11 protein-coding genes are annotated in these 12,188 nt (G+C 29.5%); 5 read left to right on the top strand and 6 right to left on the bottom strand.

All coding sequences use genetic code 11. The features are described from left to right. Nucleotides 1–124 precede the first annotated feature (124 nt). From glmS to tsf, 3 genes are all read left to right on the top strand, one after another. Entirely contained in the window at nucleotides 125–1,948 is a 1,824-nt protein-coding gene (gene glmS, locus GQX97_RS04130) for a glutamine--fructose-6-phosphate transaminase (isomerizing) (protein ID WP_157150678.1), read from the top strand. 263 nt (nucleotides 1,949–2,211) lie between these two features. Further along, nucleotides 2,212–3,027: a 30S ribosomal protein S2 gene (gene rpsB / locus GQX97_RS04135; RefSeq protein WP_147730330.1), complete on the top strand. Its 816-nt coding sequence runs from the start codon at nucleotides 2,212–2,214 to the stop codon at nucleotides 3,025–3,027. A gap of 35 nt (nucleotides 3,028–3,062) precedes the next feature. Then, on the top strand, nucleotides 3,063–3,917 hold the full coding sequence (tsf, locus tag GQX97_RS04140; protein ID WP_157150679.1) for a translation elongation factor Ts: 855 nt from the start codon (nucleotides 3,063–3,065) through the stop codon (nucleotides 3,915–3,917). A gap of 236 nt (nucleotides 3,918–4,153) precedes the next feature. Here tsf and epsC read toward each other — a convergent pair whose 3' ends face one another. From epsC to GQX97_RS04165, 5 genes are all read right to left on the bottom strand, one after another. Next, nucleotides 4,154–4,864 (bottom strand): serine O-acetyltransferase EpsC, encoded by a 711-nt coding sequence (gene epsC, locus GQX97_RS04145; protein ID WP_157150680.1) that lies wholly within the window; start codon nucleotides 4,862–4,864, stop codon nucleotides 4,154–4,156. Nucleotides 4,865–4,874: 10 nt separating this feature from the next. Further along, a complete protein-coding gene (locus GQX97_RS04150) occupies nucleotides 4,875–5,792 on the bottom strand; it encodes a PLP-dependent cysteine synthase family protein (RefSeq protein ID WP_157150681.1) in 918 nt (305 codons plus the stop codon). A gap of 142 nt (nucleotides 5,793–5,934) precedes the next feature. Beyond that, on the bottom strand, nucleotides 5,935–7,101 hold the full coding sequence (gene nifS / locus GQX97_RS04155) for a cysteine desulfurase NifS (RefSeq protein ID WP_157150682.1): 1,167 nt from the start codon (nucleotides 7,099–7,101) through the stop codon (nucleotides 5,935–5,937). 3 nt (nucleotides 7,102–7,104) lie between these two features. Continuing rightward, nucleotides 7,105–7,938: a Fe-S cluster assembly protein NifU gene (gene nifU, locus GQX97_RS04160; protein ID WP_157150683.1), complete on the bottom strand. Its 834-nt coding sequence runs from the start codon at nucleotides 7,936–7,938 to the stop codon at nucleotides 7,105–7,107. A gap of 34 nt (nucleotides 7,939–7,972) precedes the next feature. Further along, entirely contained in the window at nucleotides 7,973–8,152 is a 180-nt protein-coding gene (locus GQX97_RS04165; protein WP_157150684.1) for a (2Fe-2S)-binding protein, read from the bottom strand. 264 nt (nucleotides 8,153–8,416) lie between these two features. On the opposite strand from GQX97_RS04165, the gene GQX97_RS04170 reads away from it, so the two are divergent. Both GQX97_RS04170 and GQX97_RS04175 read left to right on the top strand, forming a co-directional pair. Then, nucleotides 8,417–10,534: an alpha-amylase/4-alpha-glucanotransferase domain-containing protein gene (locus tag GQX97_RS04170; RefSeq protein ID WP_157150685.1), complete on the top strand. Its 2,118-nt coding sequence runs from the start codon at nucleotides 8,417–8,419 to the stop codon at nucleotides 10,532–10,534. 23 nt (nucleotides 10,535–10,557) lie between these two features. Then, nucleotides 10,558–11,229: an AAA family ATPase gene (locus GQX97_RS04175; protein ID WP_157150686.1), complete on the top strand. Its 672-nt coding sequence runs from the start codon at nucleotides 10,558–10,560 to the stop codon at nucleotides 11,227–11,229. Here GQX97_RS04175 and thrB read toward each other — a convergent pair. Beyond that, nucleotides 11,222–12,187, bottom strand: coding sequence for a homoserine kinase (thrB, locus tag GQX97_RS04180; protein WP_157150687.1), 966 nt, complete (start codon nucleotides 12,185–12,187; stop codon nucleotides 11,222–11,224). The two genes, GQX97_RS04175 and thrB, sit on opposite strands and share 8 nt — an antisense overlap. Between the last annotated feature and the right edge of the window lies 1 nt (nucleotide 12,188).

Genomic DNA, 12,188 nt, shown 5'->3' on the forward strand with positions numbered 1-12,188 from the left:
AAGAGCTCAATAAATATATTACTGCTAACAATATTACTTTTACAAGTATTGACTTTTTTGTATTTTAATTTAACATAATTTTATAAATATTTTTTAATTTTAATAAAATTTAAAGGATTTTAATATGTGCGGAATAGTTGGATATGTAGGAAATAATGATAATGCAATTGATATACTCTTAGAAGGACTTACATCTTTGGAGTATAGAGGATACGACTCTGCTGGAATATCTGTTGTTAATTCAAACAATAAAATAATCACTTATAAAGCAGAAGGCAAACTTGATAATTTAAAAAATCTTATTCAAGATAATATACCATCAAATATAGGCATAGGGCACACTAGATGGGCAACACATGGAGCGCCTTCAGATATTAATGCTCACCCACATTTTACAGAAAGACTTTCTCTTGTTCATAATGGTATTATAGAAAATTATAAAGATATAAAAAAAGATTTAATAAATAGGGGTTATAAATTTCTTTCTGAAACAGATACAGAAGCAGCAGCAAATTTAATAGATTCATTATATGAAGGAGACCCTTTAACTGCTATAAAAAAGGCGGTTAACATAATAGAAGGTTCTTATGCTTTTGCAATTATATTTAAAGATGATGTTAATAAAGTATATGCCGTAAGAAAATCAGCACCATTAATAGCTGCTTTAGGGGATAATGAAAACTTTTTAGCTTCCGATGTACCTGCAATATTAAAATATACTAATAAATATGTATTGATAGAAGAAAACAATATTGCTGTTTTAGAAAAAAATAAAATAACTATATATGATGAGAACCTAAAAGAAACTGATTACAAAATACTTGAAGCTAATTGGACTGTAGAACAGGCAGAGAAATGCGGATATGATCATTTTATGTTAAAAGAAATTAATGAGCAGCCTAAAGCACTACTTGATACTATAGAGCCTAGAATAGTCCATGGTATTCCAGATTTTGAAAGAGATGGGATCACTGATAAAGAGTTTTGGAAGTTTTTTGATAGGGTTTATATAGTGGGATGCGGTACAGCTATGCATGCCGCCATGATAGGAAAAAGACTTATAGAAGATAATTGCAGAATACCTGTAGAATGTGAAATAGCTTCTGAGTTTAGATATAAAAACCCTATACTTACAGAAAAAACTTTATCAATATTTATATCACAATCGGGGGAAACTGCTGACACTTTAGCAGCTTTAAATTTAGTTAAAAAGCAAGGATATAAAACTTTAGCAATAGTAAATGTTAATGGTTCATCTATTGCGAGAAATGCTGATTATGTTATATATACTTATGCTGGTCCTGAAATATCTGTAGCTTCAACAAAGGCTTATTCTGTACAGATGGCTATGATGTATTTGATAACTTTTAAAATAATATTAGAGAGAAAAATAAAAGACAATGATTATATAAAAATATTAATAAAAAATTTAATAAACACTATAAACTCTATAGAAGATGTACTTAATATGAGCGACACAATAAAAGATTTATGCATTGATTATAAAGAAGCAAATAGTATATTTTTTATGGGCAGAGATTTGGATTATTATCAGGTTATGGAAGGAGCTTTAAAAATGAAAGAGATTAGCTATATTCACTGCGAGGCATATGCAGGAGGCGAGCTTAAGCATGGTGCCATATCTCTTATTACTGATAATGCTCCTGTTGTGGCATTAGCTATACAAGAAAAGATACTAAGCAAAATGATAAGCAACACCAAAGAAGTGATATCAAGAGGTGCTAATGTACTTCTCTTTGCTAAGGAAGGTGTTGATATAGATAAAGATGCATACAAAAAAATATTATATCTTCCTAAAGTTGAAGACATGTTTATGCCTATAGTTTCAATAGTGGCATTACAATTATTGGCTTATCATACTGCTGTTATAAGGGGCTGCGATGTTGATAAGCCTAGAAATTTGGCTAAAAGCGTTACCGTTGAATAATATAAATAAAGTGTTATTTAATAATTGACTTTTTTGTGTAATAATGTTATTATGTTAAACAAGCCGATTTAATTGGTAAACTTTTCCATAATAGCAAAATGTTCTTTAAAGATATTTTTTAATAAATTATCTTAAAAAAAGACATTGTTACTTAAATATTAGTAATCAAAGCATTATGATTTTTTTAATATAGTAATAGTTTAGAAATTTATGGATATAGGGTGCCTTAATCGGTACTCTATTTTATTTTAAAGGATATGCTTATGTCATTACCAGCTATGAAAGACCTCTTAGAGGCAGGCGTTCATTTCGGACATCAAACTAGAAAATGGAACCCTAAAATGAAACCTTTTATTTTTCAGGAGAGAAATGATATACACATCATTGACCTAATGAAAACTTTAACTTATGTAAAAAAAGCTTATGATGCTGTTAAAGAAATGTCAAGAAACGGCGGAAATATACTTTTTGTAGGTACTAAAAAACAAGCTTCACAAAGTATAAAAGAAGCTGCTGAAAAATGCGATATGTATTATGTTAATAATCGTTGGTTGGGTGGTATGCTTACTAACTTCGCTACTATCAAAAGAAGTATCGCTAGACTTAAAAGAATAGAAAAAGAAGAAGTTGATGGTACTTTTGATAAATTACCTAAAAAAGAAGTAATACTCCTTCTTAAAGAAAAAGACAAATTAGAAAAGAACTTTGCAGGTATCAAAGATATGGAAAACTTACCGGATATGATATTTGTAATAGACCCTATGCAAGAGCATATTGCTGTAAGCGAAGCTAGAAAATTAGGAATACCTGTAGTTGCTGTAGTAGATACTAACTGTAACCCAGAGCTTATAGATTATCCTATACCGGGCAACGATGATGCTATTAGAGCTATAAGCTTATTTGCTGGAGTTATATCTTCTGCTATTATAGACGGACAGAATGAGGCTGGAAAAGAAACTTTAGCTAAACATGAATCTACTGGTGAGATTGCTGAAGAGGTTTATGACAATAGTGCTACTGAAGCTGCTGAAGCTATTGCTGAACAGTATGGTGTTTCTGACCAAGACGACCAAGATTAATAAAAAATAAAAAAATTAAACTAAAGGATAAAAAAATGGCAAATATTAGTATGGACACTATTAAGGAGCTTAGAGAGCGTACTGGTATAGGTATTATGGAATGTAAAAAAGCTCTTCAAGAAGCTGATGGTGATATGGATAAGGCTATTCGCCTATTAAAAGAAAAAGGTACAGCTGTTGCTGCTAAAAAAAGCGAACGTACAGTTAAAGAAGGTTCTATAGGTTTTTGTGTTAATGATGATAAAAGCCAAATTGCTTGTATAGAACTTCAATGTGAAACTGACTTCGTTGCTAAAAATGAATTATTTATTAATTTAGCTAAAAGCATTGCTAAAACTGCTATGACAGTTGATAATGCTAGTGTTGATACTCTTCTAAACACTAAAGGTGAGAATGGTGAAACTATTCAAGCTATGATAAACGAAGGTATGCAGAAATGGGGAGAGAAAACTGTACTTGCAGAAGTAAAAGTTATGAAGACTGATGGTTTCTTTGGAAGCTATGTTCACTTCAATAATAAACTTGTTACTATTGTTGAGTTTGATGTTAAGCCTAAAGGAAAATGCTTAGAGATTGCAAATCAAATAGCTATGCATGTTGCTAGTGAAAAACCTTTAGCTTTAAACAGAGAGGGAATTGACCCTAATGCTGTTAATGAGCAAAAAGAAATATTTGAAAAACAAGTAAGAGATGCTGGCAAACCAGAAAACATGGTAGCAAAAATAGTTGAAGGTAAAATGAACTCTTGGTATTCTGAAAGCGTTCTTATAGACCAAAAATTATTTACAGATAATAAAATATCTATCAAAAGTTTAATAGATGAAATATCTAAAGAAGCTGGTGCTACAGCAACTATCAAAAACTTTGCTATAATTTCGCTTGGTGTTTGATATTAATTAAGACAAGTAAAAAAAGAGGCTTTATATTAAGCCTCTTTTTTTATGCCTATGGTATTGGTATAAAAGAACTGCATTCTTATTATAAATTTTATAATTTAATTGTACATTAAAAGGCACTCCCCCGCACGACTAAGAAGTTATAATTAAAGCATAACATTACCGTGCGGCAAGGTGGTACAGCTCGTATGCGGGAAAAAGTTGATAATACATTTATAAAATATACAAATCTACAAAGTAATTTTTTTGTTTTCTTCAACCGATTCTAAAACTATACAATTAGCACCAATAATAGAATTTTTACCTATTACAGTGTCTCCTCCAAATATAGAAGCATTGGCATATATTGTAACATAATCACAAACTGTAGGGTGTCTTTTCTTGCCTTCCAAACTTCTTCCATTAGTTAATGATAATGCTCCCAAAGTAACTCCCTGATATATTTTTACATGATGACCTATAAGTGTAGTTTCTCCTATAACTATTCCTGTACCATGATCTATAAAGAAATAATCGCCTATATTTGCCCCCGGGTGAATATCTATTCCTGTTTTTGAATGTGCAAATTCAGATATAGTTCTTGCAATTAAATACTCTCTTTGATTATAAAATATATGTGCTATTCTATAATGAAAAATTGCTCTAAAACCGGGATATGTTAATACTATTTCATCATAAGATTTTGAAGCAGGGTCAGATTGATAAAAAAACTCTAAATCTTTTTCAAGGCTTAATGTAATCTCTTTAAGCTTTTCTATAAAATCTAATAATAGAGAATTATTACTTACTATTTTTTTGTAAAGTTCAATTATATTTTTTTCTACAATATTTTTATTAGGAGTCTCTCTAAAAAAATTAGGAAAAACATAGTCTCTTATAAGTTTTACAATTTCTTTTATATCATTTTGATTAGGAAGTTCTTTAAAAGTTTTTAGTTTCATAAATAATCCTTTAATTCCAAGAATATCTCTCTCCTGTATCAGGCAAAATACAAAGCATTTTTATTTTATTATTTAAATCATTATTTAATTGTCTTGATAAATCTATTGCTGCATAAACACTAGCCCCTGAAGATATACCAACATATAAACCTTCAGTAAAACATATTTCTCTTGCAGTATTAATAGCATTATCATTTGATACATCTATTATTTTTTCTACTACATTCAAATCCAAAATTTTGGGTATAAAATTAGCTCCTATTCCCTGTATTTTATGAGGAGCCGCATATCCCTTTGTAAGAAGAGGAGAAGATTCAGGTTCAACTCCAATTACTTTAGTATTTTTATTATTATCTTTAACATATTTACCTATCCCTGTAACAGTTCCTCCAGTACCAATTCCCGCAAATATATAATCTACATCTCCCATATCTTTATATATCTCTGGTGCTGTTGTTAAATAATGTGCCATAAAATTAGATTCATTAACAAACTGACCGGGTATTACAGAATCATGTATTTCTTTGTTTAATTGATTTGCTCTTTCAACTGTTGCATCCATTCCGCCATCAACTAATTCTAACTTTGCTCCATAATCTTTTATAAGTTTTCTTCTCTCTTCAGACATTGAAGAAGGCATAACTATTATAACATTAAGCCCTAAATAGTTCCCAATAGCTGCCATAGCAATACCTGTGTTACCAGAAGTAGGCTCTATAATTGTAGAACCTTTTTTTATTTTACCGTCTTTAATTAAATCTAATAATATTTGTTTTACTGCTCTGTCTTTTATTGAAGCAGCAGGATTATTTTTTTCTACTTTGCCATATAATTCTATATTTTTATTTAAATTAAATTTTTCTTCAATATTGCTTAATCTTATAATAGGAGTATTGCCTATTAAATCGAGTATATTGCTAGCTATCATATAAATCTCCAAAATAATATATATTTTTAATTTACGTTAATATTTTTTTAACAACAGTCATAAACTAAAATACATTTAATAATTAAATAAAAAAGGAGCTCTTATTATTAAGCCCCTTTTCAATATATATATTCTATATTTTTTAATCTCTATATGGGGAAATATCTCTAAGCCTTGCTACTATCTTTTCTATAGCATCTGCTGTATACATTATTTCGTCCATAGTGTTATCTAATGATAAAGAGAATCTCGTTGAGCTATGAGCATATTCAAAAGGAACTCCCATAGCCTGTAAAACTGGAGAAGGCTCTAAAGTACCAGAAGAACATGCACTTCCGCTTGAAGTACATATACCATAACCATCAAGCAATAAAAGTATAGCTTCACCTTCTATATTTTTAAAGCTAATATTTGTAGTGTTGCTTACTCTTTTAGCCCCTTTACCATTAATTTTTACTTCTTTAATTCTTTTTAAAACTTCTTCTTCAAGTTTATCTCTCAATTTAGAAGTGTGTTCAATAAATTTAGGAAGCTCTGCCTTAACCATAGAAGCAGCCTTACCAAGACCTATTATATAAGGAACATTCTCAGTACCAGCACGGCGTCCTCTCTCTTGGTGCCCTCCTGTTTGTACTGTTCTTAATTTAGTGCCTTTTTTAATATATAAAGCACCAATACCTTTGGGAGCATGTATTTTATGGCCTGCTATTGTAAGCATATCTATATAAGGCTCATCTTTCATAATTAAAGGCAATTTACCAGCAGCCTGCACAGCATCTACATGAAATACTGCACCTGCATTTTTTACTATCTCACCAATCTCTTTTACAGGGAAAATTACACCTGTTTCATTGTTAGCATACATTATAGATACTATAGCAGTATTATCATTAATAGCTTTTTTTAAATCATCTATATTAATGTTTCCATCATTGTCTACATCTAAAAGAGTAATTCTATAACCCAAACGCTCTAATGATTTACAAGTTTCTATAACAGCAGGGTGTTCTACTCTAGTAGTGATAATATGATTCTTTGTAGGGTAAGCCTCTATTGTACCCCTAATAGCCATATTATCTCCCTCACTTCCGCAAGAAACAAAACAAACCTCTATAGGGTCACATCCTAAAAAGTCAGCAACTTCTCCTCTTGCTTTTTCCATCTCTTTATGCACAGCACCTGCTGGGCTATACATACTAGAAGGGTTATAATATTGGTCTTTGAAATATGGAAGCATTGCATCCAAAACTTCTTGATATACCCTAGTAGTGGCATTATTATCCATATATATAATTTTATTTTCAGACATAATTCACACTCCTACTACTTCCAAATTTTTATCAACCAACTCTTTAATCTTAGGCTCAACAAAACCTTTTAAAGTGTTCTTAGAAGCCATACAAGAAGAACAAGCTCCCTTAAAAGATATTTTTACTATGTTGCCTTCTATATCAATTAGTTTACAGCTACCGCCGTCCATTTTAAGCATAGGGTTGATTACTGTCTCTATTGCCTCTTCTATTTTTTTAATCTTTTGTACTGTAGTGAGAGGTGCATTTTTTTGAGCTCTTTCTCTCTCAGCAAGCTCTTCATTTAAAATATCTTCTAATTTTACCTTACAAGCTCCGCATCCGCCGCCTGCTTTAGTGTAGAATGTTATCTCATCTACTGTTGTTAAATTATTTTCTCTTATAGCTCTCTTTATTTTAGTATCTGTTACACCAAAACATTTACAAATTATAGCTCCCTCATCATGCTCATCTTCTTCTACATTGATTCCTCTGTAATTATTAATAGCCTTTTCTAATGTTTCCATTCCCATTACAGAACAATGCATCTTCTCCTCTGGAAGACCTCCAAGCTCCATTGCTATATCTTTATTTGTAATCTTTTTAGCCTCATCTAAAGTTTTACCCTTTATCATCTCAGTTAAAATACTGCTGCTTGCTATAGCAGAAGCACAGCCGAATGTTTGAAACTTAGCGTCTTCTATCACTTCAGTATCTTTATTAATTTTTAGAGTTAATTTTAATGCGTCTCCGCAAACGATACTTCCAGTCATAGCCTCAGCATCAGGATTCTCTATCTCTCCAACATTTCTTGGATTTATAAAATGATCTTTTACTTTATCTGTATATTCCCACATAATATATTTTTACCTCCATTTAATTAATAATTATTTACTTATTAATTTCATCAAGTATTTTCTGTATAGTAGGTATACAACTACCACAGCCTGTTCCAGCTTTTGTGATGTTTGAAACCTCTTCTACAGTTTTTAATTTATTTTTCTTTATGGCGTCTCTAATTTCACTTTCCTTGACACCCATACAGAAACATATTGTTTTATCGTCAGCCATATATTTTATTCTCCTATTTGTTTTTTTAATTTAATGTTATAAAACAGACTATAATACTATTTGAAAAAAATAATATTAATATTCTATAACCCTTCATTGTTAGAATATTATAACACTTTAAAAAATAAATATCAAGTACAATAATACAATATTAATTTATTATATTTTTCACTAAACTAATAATATAACACAAATTAAACTTTACAAAAATGCTTATATGATATAGAATTATGTTAATTATATATAACTTTTATGGATAAACTTATGAAAACTATTAATTTAATACTTGGAAATCATAATCATCAGCCTGTAGGCAATTTTGACTTTGTGTGCGAAAATACTTATCAAAATGCTTACAAGCCTTTTTTAGATATATTAGAAAAATATAAAGATATAAAATTTAATTTTCATTATACAGGTTGTTTGCTTCAATGGTTAGAGAAAAATCACCCTGAACATTTGGACGCTTTAGCTAAACTTGTTGCAGAAAAAAGAATAGAACTTCAAAGCGGTGCATTTTATGAGCCTATAATGCCTTCTATACCAGATAGAGATAAAGATTTGCAAATAACAAAATTAAATAAATATATAGAAAAAAGATTCAAAACCACTCCCAAAGGTGCTTGGATAGCTGAGAGAGTTTGGGAGCCTACATTGGTAAAACATTTGGCAAGAAATGGCATAAAATATATTATGATAGATGATTCTCAATTTCTCACAACAGGAATTGATACAAAAAATATATACAGCTATTTTTTAACAGATGATGAATCTTATAAGCTTAATATATTTCCTATATCTCAGGAGCTTCGTTATTTAATACCATTTAGAGAAGTAGAAAAATCCATTGAATATTTAAAATCTATAGCAACAGAAGATGGAGAGAGAGTAGTAGTTTTACATGATGATGGTGAGAAGTATGGAGATTGGCCGGGTACTAAAAAATGGGTTTATGAAGATAAATGGCTTGAAAAGTTTTTTGAGGCACTTACAAAAGAAAAAGACATTATAAAAACTATTACCTATAGCGATTATATAGAAAAATATGCACCTATTTCAAAAATATATATACCTACAGGCTCTTATGAAGAGATGCTTACATGGGTACTTCCTGCTAAGGTGCAAGATGAGTTTCATTCAAAACAAGAAGAGTTTAAAAAGCAAGAAGAAAATGAAATAGTAACAAGATTTATGCGAGGAGGTTTTTGGAGAAATTATTTCTTTAAATACTCTGAGAGCAATAGAATGAACAAAAGAATGCTTTTTGCTTCAAATATGGTTCATGAATTAGATAAATCTCAAGAAAAAGAGGAAGCTTTAGATTATTTATTACAAGGTCAATGCAACTGTCCTTATTGGCACGGAACATTTGGAGGGCTTTATTTAAACAATTTAAGGCATGCCACATATGCTAATCTTATAAAATCTAGCTCAATAGTAGAAAAAAAGAAATATGGAAGCGGATATTTTATGAACTATGATTTGGATTTTGATATTGACGGCAGAGACGAGGTTGTGGTAAGTTCAGAGAAATCAAGTTTGGTATTTCACACTTTAAGCGGTTCTATTATAGAATGGGATTTAAAAACTAATAACCCTATAAACCTAATAGACTGCTTAAAAAGAAGAGAAGAGGCTTATCATATTGCTGCTATTAGAAATGCTAATAAAGAATCAAATGACAATGAACATGTATCAATTCACGAGATAGCTAAAAAGATAGATGATGATATCGCTAAATATTTGGTATTTGATAAAAATGAAAAGGTATTTGCTGTTGATCATTTCTTAAAAACAATGCCTAGTGCCGAAGAGTTTCAATTATTAAAGTATGATGAAGAGGCTGATTTTTATAATTCATATTATAATTTAATTGAAAATAACATAGATAAAAATAATGCTAATATAACTTTTGAAAAAAATGGTTTAGTTAGCGGAAAAGAAATAGTTTTAACAAAAAAATATATTGTAAATAAAGACGGAAGTTTTAATATAAACATAACAATATTAAATAAATCTAATGAAAATATAAGTTTTGTTTATGCTTTAGAGAACAATATTACTTTGCTTGCTGGAAGTGAAAAAGACAGATATTATATTGGAGGGGATAATAGAATATCTGATAACTTATCAAATACAGGTGAATATAAAGGCAAAATATTTGGTATGGCTGATGAAGGATATATAAAGATAAAATTATTTTTAGAAGCTAATGAAGAGACAAACTTCTTATATATGCCGAATTATACTATATCTGATGCTGTTGATAAACTTGAAATGAATTATCAAAACTCAACTATAGTATTGTGCAAGGATATAAATTTAAAACCAAATGTAAAAATAGAATATAATATAAAAGCTCATATAGAAGAATTAAAATAATAAATAAAGAAGGTAAATGTTAAATGAAAATATTCTATATCATATCTAATAAGAAACATAGCGGCAAAACTTATTTAGCTTCTAATATAGTAGAATCAATAAAAATATTAGGCAAAAGTGTTTGTTATTATAAACCTTTTGTTATGGAAGTAAAAGATAATAAATTATTTGACTCTGAATATATAAAAAATACTACCACATTAAATGCTTCAGATATTTTTGTTTCTTATGCTACAAATGGAAATCTCTCTCCTCTTCATAGCATCAACACAAAAATAGATGAGAGAGATGTTACAGATTTGATAGATGAATGTAAAAAAGTTTATGATTATATGGTATTAGAATCTCTATGCCTATATGACCCAATAAAAGAGAATTATAGCTTTTTAGATTTAATCATGGATATAGAAAGATATGATAATGAAATACATATTATACCTATGGTAGAATATGATACTAATGTAATTCACTCTAGTCTTGAGCAAGTTGAACTTTTTCATCAAAGAGGGTTTAAAATACCTTTTATAGTTATCAATATAAAAAAAGATGTATTTGTACAAAATGAAGTTATAGAATATATTAGAAGACAAATATCTCCTATAAAGCTGCATACAACTATATTTGATAACTTTGCAGAAAGTAAAAAGATTTTAGAAATAAAATATCCTAATATTATTATGCAATTAATTAAATAATGATTATTCCTTTATTTGGTATATTTAAAACTTTTATTTCTGATTCTATTTTCTTTTTAGCAAAACTTTCTTTCATGGCATTAGAAACTTTTTTAATAACATTTTCATCGTTTTTAACTAATGCTAATATTGATGAACCTGCTCCGCTTATAGTAACAGAGTAAGCACCTGCATTTTTTGCCTGTTTAAATAATTCTTTAAGCCCCGGTATAAACTTTGCTCTATAATCTTGATGAAGTTTGTCGTCAGTTGCTACTTCAAGTAAATCAAGCCTGTTTGAAGCTAATGCAGAAGTTAGAAGTGCTGCTCTTGAAATATTAAATATAGCATCTTTAAAACTTATCTCTTTTGGGAGTGCATTTCTTGCTTTTTCCGTACTCAAATAAAAATTTGGAATAGCTACTATTGCTTTTAAATTTTTTGGAGCATTAATTTTAACATATTTAAAATCTTCATTTTTGCGTACAACACCAGATATAATTCCACCAAGTATGGCAGGCGAAACATTATCAGGATGCCCTTCAAGCTGAACTGCCATATTTAATATATCATCTTCAAGAGAGAGTTTATTTCCTAATATATAATTAGCACTAAGAAGCCCCCCAATGATTGCCGCAGAACTGCTTCCAAGCCCGCGTGATAAAGGTATTCTATTTATGCATTTTATAGTGTAGCCTTTTTCTGGCTTTTCTTTTAGTTTTTTATACACGAGCTTCATAGCATCAAGTATCATATTATTGTCTTTTGATATCTCTTTTTCGCCCTCGCCTGTTATTTCAAATTCTATTTTTTTAGAGTTTTCATTTTCGTATATATGTATTTCATTATACAAATCTAAAGCAAGCCCCACACTGTCAAAACCAGAACCAATATTTGCAGATGTGGCAGGTATTTTAAAAGTTACAAGTTTTTTATTTTTTGATATTTTATTATTATTTTTTTTATTAACCTTATTCATA

Origin of the sequence: Brachyspira sp. SAP_772 (assembly GCF_009755885.1) — a bacterium.
In the GTDB taxonomy this organism is placed as follows: Bacteria; Spirochaetota; Brachyspiria; order Brachyspirales; family Brachyspiraceae; genus Brachyspira.

Bases quoted from the DNA above. Each gene is read 5' to 3' on its own strand.
- glmS (WP_157150678.1), top strand. From the start codon at position 125: ATGTGCGGAATAGTTGGATATGTAGGAAATAATGATAATGCAATTGAT.
- rpsB (WP_147730330.1), top strand. From the start codon at position 2,212: ATGTCATTACCAGCTATGAAAGACCTCTTAGAGGCAGGCGTTCATTTC.
- tsf (WP_157150679.1), top strand. From the start codon at position 3,063: ATGGCAAATATTAGTATGGACACTATTAAGGAGCTTAGAGAGCGTACT.
- epsC (WP_157150680.1), bottom strand. From the start codon at position 4,864: ATGAAACTAAAAACTTTTAAAGAACTTCCTAATCAAAATGATATAAAA.
- GQX97_RS04150 (WP_157150681.1), bottom strand. From the start codon at position 5,792: ATGATAGCTAGCAATATACTCGATTTAATAGGCAATACTCCTATTATA.
- nifS (WP_157150682.1), bottom strand. From the start codon at position 7,101: ATGTCTGAAAATAAAATTATATATATGGATAATAATGCCACTACTAGG.
- nifU (WP_157150683.1), bottom strand. From the start codon at position 7,938: ATGTGGGAATATACAGATAAAGTAAAAGATCATTTTATAAATCCAAGA.
- GQX97_RS04165 (WP_157150684.1), bottom strand. From the start codon at position 8,152: ATGGCTGACGATAAAACAATATGTTTCTGTATGGGTGTCAAGGAAAGT.
- GQX97_RS04170 (WP_157150685.1), top strand. From the start codon at position 8,417: ATGAAAACTATTAATTTAATACTTGGAAATCATAATCATCAGCCTGTA.
- GQX97_RS04175 (WP_157150686.1), top strand. From the start codon at position 10,558: ATGAAAATATTCTATATCATATCTAATAAGAAACATAGCGGCAAAACT.
- thrB (WP_157150687.1), bottom strand. From the start codon at position 12,187: ATGAATAAGGTTAATAAAAAAAATAATAATAAAATATCAAAAAATAAA.